The 17,236-nt window shown below is 41.4% G+C and carries 15 protein-coding genes and 5 pseudogenes; 9 read left to right on the forward strand and 11 right to left on the reverse strand.

The window, feature by feature from the left end:
• Positions 1–111 precede the first annotated feature (111 nt).
• Positions 112–1,264 (forward strand): annotated as a pseudogene (locus AC6IZ0_RS02280) (alanine--glyoxylate aminotransferase family protein).
• Positions 1,265–1,313: 49 nt separating this feature from the next.
• Here the strand turns inward: AC6IZ0_RS02280 and pyrR are convergent.
• The 3 genes from pyrR to AC6IZ0_RS02295 all read right to left on the reverse strand — a co-directional run bounded on the left by pyrR (position 1,314) and on the right by AC6IZ0_RS02295 (position 3,384).
• The gene (pyrR, locus tag AC6IZ0_RS02285; RefSeq protein ID WP_200987724.1) at positions 1,314–1,856 is read right to left on the reverse strand and encodes a bifunctional pyr operon transcriptional regulator/uracil phosphoribosyltransferase PyrR; all 543 of its coding nucleotides are present in this window, start codon (positions 1,854–1,856) and stop codon (positions 1,314–1,316) included.
• Positions 1,857–1,942: 86 nt separating this feature from the next.
• The gene (gene cbiB, locus AC6IZ0_RS02290; RefSeq protein ID WP_280792220.1) at positions 1,943–2,914 is read right to left on the reverse strand and encodes an adenosylcobinamide-phosphate synthase CbiB; all 972 of its coding nucleotides are present in this window, start codon (positions 2,912–2,914) and stop codon (positions 1,943–1,945) included.
• A gap of 26 nt (positions 2,915–2,940) precedes the next feature.
• Positions 2,941–3,384, reverse strand: a complete 444-nt coding sequence (locus AC6IZ0_RS02295; RefSeq protein WP_271731091.1) for an Rrf2 family transcriptional regulator — start codon at positions 3,382–3,384, stop codon at positions 2,941–2,943.
• Positions 3,385–3,777: 393 nt separating this feature from the next.
• On the opposite strand from AC6IZ0_RS02295, the pseudogene AC6IZ0_RS02300 reads away from it, so the two are divergent.
• Positions 3,778–4,190, forward strand: a pseudogene (locus tag AC6IZ0_RS02300) (AbrB family transcriptional regulator).
• A 207-nt stretch (positions 4,191–4,397) separates the two neighbouring features.
• Positions 4,398–4,769 carry a hypothetical protein gene (locus AC6IZ0_RS02305; RefSeq protein WP_271731096.1) on the forward strand — a complete coding sequence of 124 codons (372 nt, stop codon included), beginning with the start codon at positions 4,398–4,400 and terminating at the stop codon, positions 4,767–4,769.
• A gap of 15 nt (positions 4,770–4,784) precedes the next feature.
• Here AC6IZ0_RS02305 and AC6IZ0_RS02310 read toward each other — a convergent pair.
• A pseudogene (locus AC6IZ0_RS02310) lies at positions 4,785–6,107 on the reverse strand (ArnT family glycosyltransferase); the annotation flags it as partial.
• 257 nt (positions 6,108–6,364) lie between these two features.
• Here AC6IZ0_RS02310 and AC6IZ0_RS02315 point away from each other — a divergent pair.
• Both AC6IZ0_RS02315 and AC6IZ0_RS02320 read left to right on the forward strand, forming a co-directional pair.
• Complete coding sequence (locus AC6IZ0_RS02315) at positions 6,365–6,769, forward strand: hypothetical protein (RefSeq protein ID WP_497724917.1); 405 nt, start codon at positions 6,365–6,367, stop codon at positions 6,767–6,769.
• 20 nt (positions 6,770–6,789) lie between these two features.
• Positions 6,790–7,941 (forward strand): hypothetical protein, encoded by a 1,152-nt coding sequence (locus AC6IZ0_RS02320; RefSeq protein ID WP_497724918.1) that lies wholly within the window; start codon positions 6,790–6,792, stop codon positions 7,939–7,941.
• Here the strand turns inward: AC6IZ0_RS02320 and AC6IZ0_RS02325 are convergent.
• Together AC6IZ0_RS02325 and AC6IZ0_RS02330 are read right to left on the reverse strand one after the other, a co-directional pair.
• Positions 7,931–9,224, reverse strand: a pseudogene (locus AC6IZ0_RS02325) (recombinase family protein). The gene AC6IZ0_RS02320 and the pseudogene AC6IZ0_RS02325 sit on opposite strands and share 11 nt — an antisense overlap.
• A complete protein-coding gene (locus AC6IZ0_RS02330) occupies positions 9,221–9,580 on the reverse strand; it encodes a VOC family protein (protein ID WP_271731102.1) in 360 nt (119 codons plus the stop codon). Before AC6IZ0_RS02330 ends, AC6IZ0_RS02325 begins: the two are co-directional and overlap by 4 nt.
• A gap of 280 nt (positions 9,581–9,860) precedes the next feature.
• Here AC6IZ0_RS02330 and AC6IZ0_RS02335 point away from each other — a divergent pair, with 280 nt between their 5' ends.
• The 3 genes from AC6IZ0_RS02335 (at position 9,861) to AC6IZ0_RS02345 (ending at position 12,905) form a co-directional block, all read left to right on the forward strand.
• Complete coding sequence (locus AC6IZ0_RS02335; RefSeq protein WP_271731104.1) at positions 9,861–10,547, forward strand: rhomboid family intramembrane serine protease; 687 nt, start codon at positions 9,861–9,863, stop codon at positions 10,545–10,547.
• A gap of 55 nt (positions 10,548–10,602) precedes the next feature.
• Positions 10,603–12,030: an IctB family putative bicarbonate transporter gene (locus AC6IZ0_RS02340; protein WP_271731106.1), complete on the forward strand. Its 1,428-nt coding sequence runs from the start codon at positions 10,603–10,605 to the stop codon at positions 12,028–12,030.
• 371 nt (positions 12,031–12,401) lie between these two features.
• A complete protein-coding gene (locus AC6IZ0_RS02345) occupies positions 12,402–12,905 on the forward strand; it encodes an RNA-guided endonuclease InsQ/TnpB family protein (protein WP_497724920.1) in 504 nt (167 codons plus the stop codon).
• A gap of 198 nt (positions 12,906–13,103) precedes the next feature.
• On the opposite strand, the gene AC6IZ0_RS02350 is transcribed toward AC6IZ0_RS02345, so the two are convergent.
• Positions 13,104–13,379 (reverse strand): WGxxGxxG family protein, encoded by a 276-nt coding sequence (locus tag AC6IZ0_RS02350; protein ID WP_271731110.1) that lies wholly within the window; start codon positions 13,377–13,379, stop codon positions 13,104–13,106.
• 133 nt (positions 13,380–13,512) lie between these two features.
• Positions 13,513–13,980: an SsrA-binding protein SmpB gene (gene smpB / locus AC6IZ0_RS02355; RefSeq protein ID WP_271731112.1), complete on the reverse strand. Its 468-nt coding sequence runs from the start codon at positions 13,978–13,980 to the stop codon at positions 13,513–13,515.
• A gap of 421 nt (positions 13,981–14,401) precedes the next feature.
• Between smpB and AC6IZ0_RS02360 the strand changes: the two are divergent.
• A pseudogene (locus tag AC6IZ0_RS02360) lies at positions 14,402–15,084 on the forward strand (response regulator transcription factor).
• Positions 15,085–15,086: 2 nt separating this feature from the next.
• Here AC6IZ0_RS02360 and AC6IZ0_RS02365 read toward each other — a convergent pair.
• The 3 genes from AC6IZ0_RS02365 to murB form a co-directional block, all read right to left on the reverse strand.
• Positions 15,087–15,572, reverse strand: a complete 486-nt coding sequence (locus AC6IZ0_RS02365) for a low molecular weight protein-tyrosine-phosphatase (protein WP_271731115.1) — start codon at positions 15,570–15,572, stop codon at positions 15,087–15,089.
• 103 nt (positions 15,573–15,675) lie between these two features.
• On the reverse strand, positions 15,676–16,026 hold the full coding sequence (locus tag AC6IZ0_RS02370; RefSeq protein WP_271731116.1) for a YbaB/EbfC family nucleoid-associated protein: 351 nt from the start codon (positions 16,024–16,026) through the stop codon (positions 15,676–15,678).
• 93 nt (positions 16,027–16,119) lie between these two features.
• On the reverse strand, positions 16,120–17,142 hold the full coding sequence (murB, locus tag AC6IZ0_RS02375) for a UDP-N-acetylmuramate dehydrogenase (protein WP_271731118.1): 1,023 nt from the start codon (positions 17,140–17,142) through the stop codon (positions 16,120–16,122).
• Between the last annotated feature and the right edge of the window lie 94 nt (positions 17,143–17,236).

The following is a 17,236-nucleotide window of genomic DNA, read 5'->3' on the forward strand; positions in this document are numbered from 1 at the left end:
ATGATTTTGGCTCAGTACCGTCGAGCCTTGGTTAAAAGGTAATTTGGCTTTTTAACTTATCTATTTATTTATTGGCAAATATTAGTAACAAAGTATCAGCGAAAATAAATTATGATAGCCATGATTTCAATTAACAACAGTCAGCACTTACAACTTAAACCTCTAGAAATTCCATTGCGTCTGCTATTCGGTCCAGGCTCGATCCAATGCCCATCCCGCTGTTCTTCAAGCTATGAATCACTCACTGGTGGGGCATCTTGACCCGGCTTTTCTGGAACTGATGGATGAGATTCAATCTCTACTCCGGTACGTATGGCAGACAGAAAACCACCACACCATAGCAGTTAGTGGTACTGGTTCAGCGGCAATGGAAGCAACCATCGCCAATGCTACAGCACCAGGTGATGTAGTTTTGATTGGTGTAGCTGGTTACTTCGGTAATCGCCTTGTGGATATGGCTGGGCGATATGGTGCGGATGTGCGCACTATTACTAAGCCTTGGGGGCAAGTTTTCAGCCTTGATGAAATCCGCATGGCTGTAGAACAACATCGTCCGGCAATTCTGGCTTTGGTTCACGCTGAAACATCTACCGGAGCACGTCAACCTTTAGAAGGAGTGGCTGAGGTATGTCGTGAATTTGGGACTTTGCTGTTGGTAGATACGGTGACCAGTCTGGGCGGTGTGCCTATATTTTTGGATGCCTGGGGAGTTGACTTAGCTTATAGTTGTAGTCAAAAAGGATTGGGTTGTTCTCCGGGTGCTTCACCTTTTACTATGAGCTCTCGTGCTGTGGACAAATTGCAGCAGCGCTCTACAAAGGTGACAAACTGGTATTTAGATATGTCATTATTGGGTAAATATTGGGGGAATGAACGCACCTATCACCACACAGCACCGATTAGTCTGTATTATGGCTTGCGGGAAGCACTGCGTTTAGTGGCAGAAGAGGGATTAGCTAATTGTTGGCAGCGTCATCAAGAAAATGCCGAGTATCTCTGGGAAGGCTTAGAAGATTTAGGATTAACTATGCACGTTGAGAAGGAGTATCGGTTACCAACTTTGACTACTGTGCGTATTCCTACGGGAGTAGATGGTAAAGCGATCGCTCGGCAGTTACTCAATGAACATAACATTGAGATTGGCGGTGGTCTAGGTGAACTAGCCGGTCAAGTTTGGCGGGTGGGACTAATGGGTTTTAATAGTCGTCCAGAAAGCGTTGACCGACTTTTAGGGGCATTACGGCAAGTTTTGCCAACAACTTAGGGGGTGAACACCATTGATAACTGGGTACCAATTGCTACTGGCAGGATTTCTAGTTATTTGCTGCCATCAACTCAACTGCATCTTTGCCATCCCAATCTTGTAAGTAAACTTTTACTATTTCTTCTTTGGCGGTAGGTAGTTGCTTACCAATAAAATCTGGGTGAATTGGTACTTCTCTATGACCCCTGTCTACTAAAACAGCCAAGCGGATCACTTCGGGTCTACCATACTCAGTCACTGCATTCAAAGCGGCGCGAACTGTGCGACCTTTAAAAATCACATCATCTACTAACACAACTGTCTTCCCTGTGAGGTCAAAAGGGATGTTGCTTTTTGCCGGAGTCCTTAACCCAATTTTATCAAGATCATCTCGGTAGAATGTAATATCTAATGCTCCCACTGCCACGCTGACACCTTCGAGTGTCTCAATCTGACGTGCCAATAATTCTGCTAAGAGCGCCCCTCTGGTATAAATACCAAGGAGTACCAGTTGGGATAAATCACGGGACTTTTCCACAATCTGAGACGCTAGGCGAGTTAATGTACGACGCAGGTCTTCTGATGAAAGAATTTCAACTACTTTGGCAGACATAGTTTAGGGAATGGGTAGAGAGGCCACTAATCGCTCATGTACAAGGCTATGGGAAAAAAATCTCCCCATGCCCTATTTCATCCATATTAGTTAAGTGTATTAGCAATTAGGGGTATAGCGATCGCTACGCATAACCATAACAAAAAAGAATATCGAGTCAGCAATAAGGCATTGTGAATTACGGTTGGGGTAATGGGATGAATGACATCTCCTAAGAGGGGTTTTTGTTGAGGTACTCCCCCATACCAATTGGTACCGCCCATTTGCACACCCAAAATAGCAGCATAAGCACACTCGCTCCAGCCTGAGTTAGGACTGGGATCTTTTACCGCATCGCGGCAACATATTCGCCAAACATATAAGGGTTTACCTGATAGTAGAGCCAAAGTAATCACCGTTAAGCGACAAGGTAGCCAAGTTAAGTAATCCTCTAGCCTGGCACTAAACCACCCTATATAAGTATAGGGTGCTTGGCGATAACCTACCATGGAATCAAGGGTACTGCTAGCTTTGTATGCCAAAGCCAGAGGAATTAAACCCACACCCGGCACACAAGCGCCCACAATGGCATAAAAAAGTGGAGCCATAACTCCATCTGTAGCATTTTCTGTGACAGTTTCTAACACAGCGCGCAAAATTTCTGGTTCTGAGAGATGTTGTGAATCTCTACCGACATAATTACTTAAAATATAACGGGCTGAGTCTAAATCTCCTGCTGTTAATGGTTTTAAAACCTCCTGTGCTGCAGTCCGAAGACTTTTCAAAGCAAAACAACTAGCTAAAATAATGGTTTCTAAGACATTTCCCCATAATGGATGGAGCCATTTGGCAGTTTGAATTATTAACCAACCCAAACAGCCGCTACCAATTATTAAGGTTATGGCTAAGATAATTCCAGCTATCCGTTGAGCGAGAGAATTGTGACAGACCTTGAGAAAAAATTTAGTCAGGGGAGAAATTACCCACCCCATAACTTGGACTGGATGAGGCCAACCCCAAGGATCGCCAATTAAGTAATCTAATAGTGCAGCAAGAAACAAAATAACAGATGATGTCATTATATATGAAGGCGAATCACCAATTACTAAACGACAAAACTAGCTTCTTCCCCAAGAGAAGCTTGCCAACTACGCGCATCATAATAAAGATCCGCCAGAGTAATACTGTATAAAGCCTCTTTGAGCTTTTGGTTGAGTCTTTGCCAAAGAGTGAATGTTACCCAATCTTCAGTTTGGGCTGCGCTTGGGGTCTGATGTGGTAAACGAGTCATATTTTCACCAACTGACTCTAAAATTTGACCTATAGAAATTTGTGCCGGCTTTAATGCTAGTTGGTATCCACCAATGCTACCCCGAATTGATTTCACTAATCCAGCCCGGCGCATTTCTATTAGTAACTTCTCAAGGTAAGGCGCGGGGATATCTTGGCGAAGTGCGATCGCTCTGACTGGTGCTGGTCCATAACCTGGCTGTAAACTTAAATCTAGTAATGCCTTGACACTGTAATGTCCTTTGGTAGTTAGTTTCATGGTCACGAGTTTTGTTTATTTATGAGTTATCAGTTCTTTTGTCTTCACCGCTGACCGGTGAATAATTACTAATGCTCAGGATTAAATGAGCAGTTTTCTATATCATCTTTTGTTCTCATGAGCAAGGGATTTAAGTAAATAAGCCTTGAGACTGGCTTTAGGAAACTTAAACAAATATAATCTACTAGTCTTCACAAACTAGATATAGTTAAGAGCATTCCAAAGAATAGATTCCCTTGACAATGTTGGTAATTGTGCAACAATTTCATCTATGAGTGTAATATACTTATGAAAGCTGAGATAAAAACTCAAGGATTTTGTTCCTACTAGCTCGATGTCAGCTAAAATAAATCCAATTCAACTACTCCAACCATTCATTTTTCATCTAAGTTGATGCCTAAACTGAAAAAAATAGAACCCCTAATGGGTGAAGAACTGCTCAAAAAAGTTAAAGAGCTAGAAACCCTGAGCAAAGAAGAAAAAGCCAAGCAGTGCGGCTACTATACCATTACCAAAAATGGTATAGAGCGTGTGAATATGATGAAATTTTTGATGCCCTCATTGATGCGGAAGGCATTCAGTTAGACAGTTCACCCAGTGCGAATGGACGTGGCGGGCGCAGTGCTAGCTATAGAATTAGCGTGCAATCAAATGGTAATTTACTTATAGGTTCAGCTTATACAAAACAGATGAATCTCAAACCAGGAGATGAGTTTCTCATCACACTGGGGAAAAAACATATTCGTCTGAAACAGCTAGATGCAGATGCTGCCGAAGACATGGAAGCCATAGAGATTACAGCATAATCAATTGTCAGTTGTCAGTTGTTGATTTTTTCTAGTGACTACTGACCATTAGACAAATACTAATGATTTACTCTGAGCAGAGATGAAAGGCTGTCGCGTTAGTTATAAGGTGGTTGCAATTCACCTCCGGTTAAGTATGGAACTATAACCGGAGTCCTCTTGCTCCATTAAGATAGAGCTAGTAAATGGACTAAGCGGAGGAGGTAGATGAATATACACACCTTTGATAAGGATTATATTAGTTGCCCAATTTGTCAAAGAAATCCTAAGCACAGAATAGCCCAGTCTCATGTGGGCTTGTTTAGCTGTCCTTATTGTCAGCAAAGGCTAGTAGTCTGTCGCAGTGGCCATTATGTCCGTGATCCGTTTATACTTAAACAAATAATGCTTTGTTCGTCTCTACGTCGTCAAAGTAGCCCTTTAGCTAGAATTACACGAGATTTTATTCTCAACAAGCGTCCTGTCTTAGGGTTGGCTGTTGGTCTGGCTATTTTCTTGACTATGATCACGATGACGCAGCAAAATACCAGCTATGAAGGGCAACTTCCTACCACTGAGAAAATTCCAGAACAAGATTAATCAATTTTCTGATTACCAAGCCCAGTAGTTTGATTTCATTAATAGCAGTAGAGAAATATAACTTCCCCAAAGTAAAATTTTCAGGAATTCCCCATTACCTCGTTCTGCTAAAATAGCAGCTAAAGTCATGGTCAGAGCCACAGCTGCAAAAATCAGCTGTAAATCTGTTTTCTCTACTGTGCCGGCACTGAAGTAAATACTAGCAGCAGAAGCCACTACAGCTAGTATTGACAAACTGGTTATCCAAAGACGGGGATAGGATGATGCTACAGGAAGATTTTCTATTTCTGCTAACTCAGCGCCAAAAGCTAAGGCTAGACTGGGGTAAATGGTTAATAAGTACTCAGGTGGTTTTATACTCATAAAGGATATGATCAATAAATAGACGATACTCCATACCAGTAAGAGTTTCGCCCAGCTAAGGTTAAGATTTGTCCAAATTAAGCGCGCAGTTTGGGGCAAAAAAATTAACCAGGGCCATGTCCATTTGAGAATTTCCATGACATAGTACCAGGGTGGAGCATTATGTCTGTTAATGCCTGTGTTGATGGGGGTTAATGATTGATTGACCAGGACAACAGAAGCAAAACTGTAACCATAGTGCAACAGTTGCATACTATACCAAGCAGCCACAGGTAATATGCCAATGGTGATTCCTATCCAGAAGTAGAAACTGGTGAGCAATCTGGGTGTATCCCAAAATAGAAAGACAATGGCGATCGCACCCAGTAATATGCCTAATAGCCCCTGAGTGAAGCAAATTAATCCCAGTGCAATTCCAATACCAAGACAGTAACGCAAATCCCGCCGCGATCGCAATAGGCACCAAATCATGATGATAAAAAAGGTTACCACCGCTCCATCTAAAATAGCCAATCTGCCATAACGGACTACGGGGAGCATTGTCAGATAAATCAAGGAGCTATAAATAGCTACCCAACGTTGACGAAATATCTCCCGACTCAGAGAATAGAGCCATGGCACAGAAAATGCTGTCAAAATTGAGCCGGGTAAGCGTGTAGTCCATTCATTCACGCCTCCCAAAGAATAAGCCCAAGCAATCAACAAATGTATCAAAGGTGGTTTGTTATAATAGGGTTCACCTAGTAAGGTAGGATAGAGCCATCTCATGGAACCCGGGGGAGCACTCCAGATTTCCTTGGCAACCTGCGCCACAGTAGCCTCATCCCCATCTCGTAAGGATAATCCTCCCAGATTAATACTAAACAGTAAGACTGCGGCCAACAGTAATACCATGAGCCATGCCCAATCAATCCATTGATTAACCGTGCGATGCTGTTTTTCTAGATAGTCCGAAACAAAACTTCTTTCTTGCATATTCTCTGCTCATGATTTTACTTACTGTTTTGATTACACACCAGACCTGAATACATCTCTAATGTTACCCATCAGTCAGAATATCTATTTTGAATAATTCCTAAATTCTCAGGTTACCTCAATTTTCCCTGTGCATAAATAATTTTTCGAGAAATTCAGTTGAGTGTTCTTTAATTTATTTAACAATAATTAGCTGGTAGAAATGATACAAATATTAGCAAGATGAGTATGCTAACTATCTGTTGAGGAAATTGTCAATGAGTTTAGCTTTTATTTTAGATATAACAATTGGTTTAATTTTTATCTACTTAATTTTCAGTTTGCTAGCTTCCGAAATTCAGGAAATGATCTCTACGGTTTTACAATGGCGGGCAGTGCATCTAAAGAAATCCATTGAAATTCTTGTAGCAGGTGATGCAGAAGATTCAGATGATGATAGGATCATTAACTTTGTTAATGAATTATATAACCATCCCTTGATTAAAGCTATCAACCAAGAATCAAAAGGTATTTCAAATTTACCTCGGCGGTTTACTTGGTTATTATCATCTCTTCTGGGACAACTTCCCCTATCTGGAGGAAAAAAAAGAAAAGTTTTTTTGGATATGTACAATACCAAAAAGGGAATATCAAAGATAACAATAACCAATCACATCTTATAAAGCACAGCGCCCCTTCTTATATGGCAGCGGATACTTTTGCTACGACCCTCATAGAAACATTAGGTATACCAGAACTAGTTCATAAGTTAACTGAATCAAGACTGATAAATTTTAAAGATGAACAGTTACATGAGATCCAAAATATTTTATTGAAGTTTCACACACAAGTAAATAGTATAGATGACCACATAACGCAATTTTCAGTTAATATCTACCAAGAATTTACAGAATTAGTTGAGAAAAGCTTTACCGAAATTATTGATGATTTCTGTAAACAAAAAGCTGACTTGCTGATTACCATGAATCGCATGGCACAAAGTTTAGATAAATACATATATATTTTTCAGGAAGATATGCCAGATGAGTTTTTCGCCGGAAAAGCCTTACAAAAACTGAGATTCCTCCGAGGGGATATGTTTAACGAGCTTGAAAAAACTATTTCCCTCAAAGGTTTAAGACCTCATATTAATGAAGTTGTGCAGTTAATCAATATAGGTAGTGAGGTTCACCAAGGATTACTAAATGAATTTAAAAACCAAAATATTGAAGCCGATAAAACATTTGAAAAGTTGAGGGCAAAACTGCCGCAATCTGTAATTAAGAATATGGCTAGTTTAGCAAAGCGTGCCGAAACAAAAGCTCAAAATACACAAGAAGCAATTTATATATTACAGCAAGAACTAGAACAGACATTTAATCAATCAATGGAGCGATCTGCCGGAGTATACAAACGAAATGCTAAAGGAGTAGCACTTTTAATTGGCTTTAGCATGGCAGTCATTGCAAATGCTGATGCATTTCATATTGTAAACAGACTATCAAAAGATTCTGCTGTCAGGATTGCTATTGTGAATAACGCTGGGCAAATAGTGAAGAATAATAATCTTAATGCATCTGGAAATTTAGCAGAAGTCAAAAAACAAACTGAAGATGTATTAGCAGAAATTGTCTTACCTATTGGTTGGAGTGCTATGAATTTAAAACAACAACTTGACTGGGAGCCTAGTAAACAGGGTTATTTCTCCATCAAGAAATTTTTAACTATGATTTTCGGTTGGTTTGTAAGTGGAATTGCAATTGCCATGGGTGCACCATTTTGGTTTGATTTGCTGGGTAAATTTATAAATGTGCGCAATACAGGTAAAGCAAATACATCTGCTGCTAAAAAATAAAAATTAGGCGTAACTCCCAGTCTTGATCGTGGCGAATAATTTGAATTTGTTTGATAAATTCTCGAAAGTAAAACCTCCTTTCTGCTTCTGATAAGTCTAACCAAAATTGGGGAATGGAAACAGCTTGAGCAACAGAACGCAAGTTGACTGGGGGAAGTGTTGCTAGTTTTGCTTGGAGTTGAGAAATTCCAGTGCGCAGTTTGTAAGCCCTTAACTTGGCTGTTTCGTCATCCAAAATCCCCGTTTCCACTAAAGCTGGTAACTGCTGGAGTATTTGTTGCTGATTTGCGATCGCTTGTACCAGACTATTCTTAATATTATCCAATTGGGGAAAGTCCATTCCGTCCACAGCCAGAGCTAAGTCACGGCAAATAATTTTAATAGTATGCTGTAATACGTCATGGTAGGCGATCGCCCGACATTTAGTCCGTCGCTTACAGCTAATAGGACGTAAATAAAGATACTCTTTATCTTGGTTGCGCCCGGTGACGCGGGTAACTGTTGTATGTGACTGACACTCACCACAAATAACTAAACCAGCTAAAGAACGGGGTGCGCTGGCGGTTCGAGAAGGTAAACGACTGTTGCGGCGTAAGATGCGGTCAACTTGAGCCCCTTCTTCCCTAGAAATAATGGGGATATGGGTATCAGAAATAATTTGATGATGGTGATAAGCTGTATCACCGCGATAAACGGGATTAGTTAGCCAGCGTCTCCCTGTAGTAACAGAAATTTTCTTACCATATTTCTTGGCTAAATAACCAACTGCACCCCGTAGGGAACCGTAAAGTAAAAAGTGTTCAAAAAAATCTTTAACTACAGTTGCTGTACTGCGGTCAATAGTATATTTTTCTTTACTACGACGATAGCCATAGGGAGCTTTACCCGGAGGAGGTGAGGGTTTGTAGACGATTAGATGCGTGTCCTTGGCGGATACGGCGGCTATGCTGCTGATTTGCGATTTCCTGAAGCAATTTCCACAAATCCGAGTCTACACGCGAACTTTGGGAAGTATAGGGTTGTTCCGTAGCAATAATCATGATCCCCATTGCTTCGAGTTCATGCAAGCGATCGCTCACTTCCTCCAAAGTATCCCCCAATTCCCCTAAACTACGGATGAGGAGATAATCTGCTGGTTGAGTTTTACAGTCTGTGATTAATTTTTGCAACTGCGATCTCTGACCCAAATCTTCATATATAGAATCAACCTCCCACCCCCAATCATGGGGATGAGGAGAAGATTCTAACAGGGGGTTACTGTAAGCATAAGCAATAATTTTCATTGCTGACTCAGTTCGATGATATTCCCATCCGGGTCTTGAGTGAACAAAGCAGCGCGACCCGAAGCACTAACTTGAATGGGATAGTTGTGATGGAGTAATTCCTGTTGAGCATGATCCAAATCAGCTACACAAAAGGCTATATGAGGATTGCGTCCCCATTTTTGATTAGGTTTATCGGTAGGGACAGTATTTGCAACTATGAGATGAAGTTGATAGTTCCCCACCTGATACCATACACCGGGATACTTTAAGGATCGCTCGATTTTGGACAATCCCAATATTGTTCCATAAAAATTTTCCGCTTTTTCTAAGTCAGTCACGAGAATTGCTGTATGGAGAGACTGGATAATCTGCATTGTCTATCTACTCATCAAGTAATAATCAAAGTTTGTAGTGAGAATTTTACCCCCATCTATTATCTATGATGCGGGATTTGGTTTATAGTTGGTAATTGAGCTTATCTTTAATAGGTGGCGTGGCGTAGCCATACCTGCTGGTAGAAATCTTTGCTTTCCACGACAAACTATTTATTATTATGGGGGCGAGACATCATCGCCTAATTCATACTGTTGAGCAATTTGCTATGGCAAGACAGGCTATATTGCAATTAACCGATAATAATTAGGAAAAACACCTGTGTTTCCTCTCTATGATGAAAACCCCGCGCGAACCACTCCGTATTTAACTTACGGGTTGATTGGTTTGAATATTGTTGTCTTTCTTCATGAACTCAGTCTATCAGGTCAAGAGCTAGAGCAATTTTTCGGGATGTACGCCGTCATACCACAACAGTTAACCACTAATTTTTCCCAAGAGTGGACAGCTCTATTTACATCACAATTTTTACACGGTGGTTGGTGGCATCTGCTCTCAAATATGGTATTTCTCTGGGTCTTTGGTAACAATGTTGAAGACCGTATGGGACACTTCAAGTATCTAATTTTTTATTTGTCGTGCGGTGCTTTAGCAGCCTTATGTCAGTGGTTTATCAGTATGAATTCTACCATTCCTTCTTTAGGCGCTAGTGGTGCGATCGCTGGGATTCTGGGTGCATACGTGATGCGGTTTCCGCAATCGAGAATTTTAACCTTAGCTTTTCTCGGTTTTTTTGTCACTACCATCAGGATACCGGCAATTATTCTCATAGGGATTTTTGTCATCCAGAATGTGATATCCGGTCTAGCCAGTCTGCAAGCCGCTGCTAATATGAGTGTGGAAACAGGCGGAGTTGCTTACTGGGCACACATTGGCGGCTTTGCTTTTGGGATTATTCTGGCTCCGTTATTCGGGTTATTTCGACATGACGGCACGGGCGCTAGTTGACACCCCTCCCCCAATCCCTCCCTGTTGAAAATTAATATTTTGTTGTTAACCCATAATGAATTTACTCTGGCAACGATTTACTTTATCTGATTTACCAATCAAAGAATATCTGGAAACAAGCTACTTACGCCGCTATTTGGTGGGGTTATTACACTCTTGGCGGCAAAGTAGCATTTTGATGCAGTGGGGAGACAGCATCGCAGTAGTTTTCCTTAGCTTGCTATATGCTCTTGCCCCTTTTGTATCCAGTAGCTTAGTCGGACTGTTACTATTAGCTTGTGTCGGATTTTGGCTGTTGTTGACCTTATCTGATGAATCAGCACCGGCAAATACGCCGTTATTTACCCCCATTCATCTGCTGGTGTTACTTTACTGGGCAATTGCTCTAGTCTCTACAGCGTTATCACCAGTCAAGCAAGCAGCGTTTAAAGATTTGGTAGTATTAACACTTTATCTACTGCTGTTTGCCCTGTGTGCTAGGGTGTTGCGATCGCCTCGTGTGCGGTCTTGGATAATTATCCTGTATTTACATATATCTTTAGTAGTAAGTATATACGGGTTGCGGCAGTGGTTTTTCAAAGCTCGATCACTAGCAACTTGGGTAGACCCAGAATCTCCTCTAGCTCAGACAACTAGGGTTTATAGTTATTTAGGTAACCCCAATTTATTGGCTGGATATCTTGTACCGGCGGTAGCTTTAAGCCTAGTAGCAATTTTTGCTTGGGATAGCAGGATCAAGAAAGCTTTAGCATTAACTATGTTTACAGCTAATGCTGCTTGTTTAGTTCTCACTTTTAGTCGTGGTGGCTGGATTGGTCTAGTAGTGGCTGTACTGACTGCCATGGCCTTACTAGTTTACTGGTGGAGTGTGGAAATGCCTCCTTTTTGGCGTACTTGGTCACTGCCGATAATTCTGGGAGGTATGATTGGGTTACTGTTGCTAGCAGTGATATTTGTCGAGCCAGTGCGCCTGAGAGTTTTAAGTATTTTTTCGGGTCGTCAAGATAGCAGTAATAATTTTCGTAGAAATGTTTGGGATGCTGTGTTTGAGATGATTCGCGATCGCCCCATGATTGGGATTGGCCCCGGTCATAACTCTTTTAATCAAGTTTATCCACTCTACCAACGTCCTCGTTATACGGCTTTAAGTGCCTATTCTGTTTTTTTAGAGGTGGCTGTAGAAACTGGTTTGGCGGGTTTAGGCTGTTTCTTATGGCTGATGATTGTGACGTTTAATAAAGCATTTGTACAAGTGCGACGATTGCGGCAATCTAGGAGTGTAGAGGGATTTTGGTTGATGGGAGCATTGGCTACTGTAACGGGGATGCTAGCTCATGGGACTGTAGATACTATTTGGTTTCGTCCTGAAGTCAATACGCTTTGGTGGTTAATGGTGGCTATAATTGCTAGTTACTGGACACCCATACCTGAAGACCACAGTCAAAATGTGACTTCAACTCACGGAAAACCCAGACCAAGCTAAAGTCCAATCAACAGCAGAATTCAGGAGCCACAAATGAACTCACCGTGGCGAAGTAATTGTGAAGTTTTATAACCAAAATGCCGAAAATCCTTGAGGAACAGGCGGATGCAGCCATATTCTGTACTTTAGGCAATGGATGTTCGCGCAGCGTCTCCCCTTGGGAGAAGGCTGTTTAATGCGTTTACGCCTGAGTAATTTTGTGATATATTGATATCAACACCGAACGGTAAAGAACCTGTATAAAAATCTAACTGCCTAACGGCAATCTGCAACTTGACAAGTGTAGATATGGGTTTCTATTCCATAGTTCTACTCCCTTCCGCTGCGAATAGGTAAAATCTACCAAAACAAGATGCCGTCAACGTAGAAAGATGCGTATTGCTGCTAATCGTGTAAGAGAAAGAATTGAGAATTTAATTAAAGATTTGCATAACAAAGCTGTTAACTTGCTTGTTAATTCCTACAAAGTAATTTACTTACCAACCTTTGATTCTAGTCAAATGGTGATTAAAAGACGTAACGGGAAGAAACGCAAAATCAACAGTAAGTCTGTACGGCAAATGCTGACTCTTTCCCATTACAAATTTGAGCGACATCTCAAGCAAGCTGCACAAAGAAAAGGTGTAATAGTCGTTCTTTGTAACGAATCATATACATCAAAAACCTGTGGTAACTGCGGTCATGTTCACCATAAATTAGGTGGAAACAAAGTTTTTAAATGTCCACATTGCGGAATACAGATTTCTCGCGATGTAAATGGCGCACGCAATATTTTATTGCGTGCTTTGCAAGCAACTGCCTTCACCGTGACCCATGATTCTATCGTGCTTTCTGAGGAGTCAGAATTGACGGATGCCGTAGTTAATCTAGTTTAATCGCTTTGATTAGCTTAAAAGTTGCACGAACAGTATTAAGTCCAACAAAATTAGGAATCATCCAGCTAGGGGAGGGCTTCCCCAAAGTAACGTGATTAAGAGAGAACCTCCTCTGGGTTAGATGTCGCAAGGAGTCTAATCTAAGTGGACTCGTTGAACCAACAATATCCGCAGCTTCAGCCGGGAAAGTATCAAGGCTTAGTCCCTATATGTTGTAGTACTAGGAGCAGTGGGTTCACGATAAGCAGTAGGTTCCCCGCCACTTTTTCTACCAGCTAAACCAGCCAAACCAAATAGACCAATTAATCCTAACCAACCCCAATCAAAATCCTGGCGTTCGTAAACTGTTGTTCTGGGTGTAGTCTCAACTCTCGGTTCAGTAACTTGGGCATTTACAGGTAGAGTTAAAGGTAATATTGCCATACTCAAAGTGAGAAAGCCAGCACCAACTGCTTTGGTCAAAATAGGTGTCATGGTGAAAATCTCTCATCCCTTCCAACTTTACCCACTAGTTTATCGATTCCCATAACTCACCCAATCAATCCGTAGCCATAAACTCGGCTTTCTCTAAACTCACACTGAGGATATATAGAGAGGTCAATGAAGCTTAATAATTTTTCATCGCTCGTTGCATATCACGTTGATCTTGCCGTTTTTTGAGGGATTCACGTTTGTCATGGATTTTTTTACCTTTACCAAGGGCTATACTCACTTTTACCCAGCCTCGTTTGAGGTACATTTTTAATGGCACTAGTGTTAAACCTTGCTGTTCCACCTTCCCAATTAACTTACGAATTTCTTGCCGATGTAGTAACAGCTTGCGGGTACGACGCGGCTCATGATTAAAATATTGACCACTAGCGTTGTAAGGAGAAATATGGACGTTGATTAGCCATGCTTCGCCATCACGAATCAACGCATAACCATCTTGGAGATTAACTCTACCGGCTCGAATTGATTTAACTTCTGTTCCTGTCAACTCAACTCCCGCTTCAAAGGTTTCTAGGATTTCATACAAATAACGGGCTTGACGGTTGTCACTAATAACTTTGTAGCTTTCGCTCTTTTCGCTCATTGAAAAACTTTTTTGTACTTAAATGTGCTGGAAAAATGTTTGGATTGGCTGTAAGTGTGATATTCATATCAGCGTTAGTCCATATTCTTTTAATTTAACTTTTTTCAATTGTCAATTAAAAGTTAGAGGAGAGTAAATATTAATTTACACTATAGCGAGTATTATCTGTAGATGGTTGGTTTATTGTTAAGAGTTAAAAAGCTACCTATAGCCTTTCAGCATTCCAAATCGAACTTGGTTGTAATTTGGCAATACTGACTCAGTATTTAAGGTTTTCCTCATAAATCAAAAATAAGAGACTCAAGAGCTGGTAATCGTGTCATACTATGAAACATAAGAATACTATTTCTGCTTGCGTTCACTGATGTACCTCGGATAAATCCGTTAATCTGAGTTAAAAAATGCTAGGGGTGTATTGTCCATGCCCTTGACTATTCTTGTTGTGGATGACGACCCGGGCACTCGTCTATCCATTAGTGATTATCTTGAACTGTCTGGCTACTCCGTAGTGACGGCGAATGACGGTCAAGAAGCTTTGGGAATGGTAGAGAATTACCATCCTGATTTGATTGTTACTGATATTATTATGCCACGAATAAACGGCTATGAACTGGTGCGTCGGGTACGGCAGCAACCGACATTCCGGTTATTACCTGTAATTTTATTAACAGCACGCACTAAAACCCAGGAAAGAATTCTTGGCTACCAGTCTGGCTGCGATTTGTATTTACCTAAGCCATTTGAACTCGAGGAGTTAGCAGCAGCAATTCGTAATCTTTTAGAGCGATCGCAAATTATTCGATCTGAATACCGCCGGTCTTATAAAGAGAATTTAGGCAATTTCATACCTTCCAAAGAGGTGACAATGCCAAATTCTCTATGGACGGTATTGGGGAATCCCATCAGTTCCTATCCTTGACCCCCAGAGAACAAGAAGTTTTGGAACTGTTGACTCATGGTTTATCTAATGCTGATATAGGAGGTGAACTACACTTGAGCCCGAGAACTGTAGAAAAGTATGTTAGCAGTTTATTAAGAAAAACTGAAACCAGCAACCGAGCGGAGCTAGTGCGCTTTGCTATTACCCATGGCTTGGTTGAATAGATTTAGCTTTCTACTTGCTGACTGGTAATGTATGTGAGTAGACCTTCACAAGCATCCACAAGTAAATCAATCACTTGATGGAAGCCTTCCACTCCACCATAGTAAGGGTCTGGAACTTCCTTGAGGGTATAGCGAGAGCAGAACTTACACATTAAGTAAACTTTATGGTCATACTGCCCACTGGGGTCAAGAGCCAGGATATTCTCATAGTTCTCTTGATCCATTGCCAATATCATATCAAATTCCTGAAAGTCTAATTTTTGAAATTGCCGCGCGTGACCACGCAGTTTAATTCCTAACTTTGCACTAGCAGCCGCACTCATGCGTCTATCTGGCGGACTACCAATGTGATAACTGGATGTACCAGCAGAGTCGCAGAGGATGCGATCGCTCAATCCAGACTGGTCAATAAGATGATTCATAATATTTTCTGCCGATGGGGAGCGACAGATATTCCCCAGGCAAACAAACAGCAGCTTATAAGGCATAAAAATTCTACTTAGCAACCCTCCAGGGTCAAAAATCTACAGACACTAGTTTAATGGTTTTTGAGTGTAGAGACGCAACCCATGGCGTCTCTACAGCTAACGATTAAAAATTAGGGAGTTCCAGACCGCTGGTCAAGACTTCCATTTGTTCGCGCATTGTTGCGGTGGACTTGCTATAGGCATCTTTCATGGCGACTGTTACGAGGTCAGAAAGTAATTCTGCACCCTGTGCTAGGGCCTCTGGGGCAATTTCCACCCGTCTGGGTTCTTGGTTACCACTGACAATTACCTTCACGAGTCCACCGCCGGACTCTCCCTCAATCTCCATTTGCTCCAATTGTTCTTGAAGCTGTCTGGCGCCTTCTTGAACTTGCTGCGCCTTTTTGAAAGCGTCGGCGAGTTCTTTCATTTTTCCTAGACCACCAAAACCGAATCCCTGTCCTTTTCCTGTCATAACTGATTTTCCCAGCGTGCGTTTAATATTAAACCAAATTTCATTATAGATGGGGTCGGTAGCTTGCCTGTTTTATTACTAATCTTTATTCCCCTAAGCAGCCACCTGAAACTCACCGATCATTTTTACTTCTGGCTCTAAGCAAATTGACCAATGTTCTTGTACTTGCTGTTGAATATGACGAATCAGACAGAAAATATCGCTGGCCTTAGCCCCACCACGATTGACGATGAAATTAGCGTGTAATAGTGCTACTTGCGCTCCGCCAATTTGGTGTCCTTTTAAACCTGTTTGTTCAATTAACCAACCAGCAGCATAAGGTGTAGGATTACGGAAGACACTGCCACAGCTAGGGAAATTGTAGGGTTGGGTATTTAGTCGATGTTTTTTGTGTTCCTTTGTTACTTGCAAAACTCGTGCTGGATCGATACCTGGTTGGAGTTGAAAGGTGGCTTGGGTAACAATGCGTTGGCAAGGGTTCCCTGTAGAAGATTCACGATTTTGCAGTGATGAAGTTCGATAGCTGTAACCTATCTGGTCCGCCGTCAGAGTTTCTAAGGTACCATCGGGTAAAAGTACCTGAGCACTCACTAACATATCTGCAATGCAGCTATGATGGGCCCCGGCATTCATGACCACAGCACCCCCAACTGTACCGGGGATACCAACAGCCCACTCTAATCCTTCCCAACCTAATTTTGCTGCTTCCCATGCCAGATTGGGAATTGATTCTCCCGCCGCCACAGTTAATTGACCTGTTTGGGGATCAAAGTGACTATGGCGCAGATGACGAGTAGAAATTACTAAACCCGGTAAACCGCGATCGCTCACCAATAGGTTGGAACCTGCACCCAGTACTATTACGCCTAAATCTTGTGTTTTAGCATACTCAACACTAGCCTGTAGTGCTTCTAAATTACGAGGAGCAACGTACCATTCTGCCGCTCCCCCTACTCTATAAGAAGTAAATGCAGATAAAGAAACTTGTGACTTAATAGCGCAATCCGTATCTTTTAAGTAAATTATTTTACTATCACCTAAATCTTGTCTTTCCTGCTTCTCTGTAATTGAGTCAAAAACTGTGCAGACATTTCCAAGTGCCTGGGAGATTTTCATCTTGAGATAAATTTGTGAAATTTTTACATTTAAATGCCGTAAAAATACGGCAATAGAATCATTGCCAGAGGAAAAAACCTTGGGGTAACTCAGT

It is taken from the genome of Anabaenopsis sp. NIES-4685, assembly GCF_059725405.1.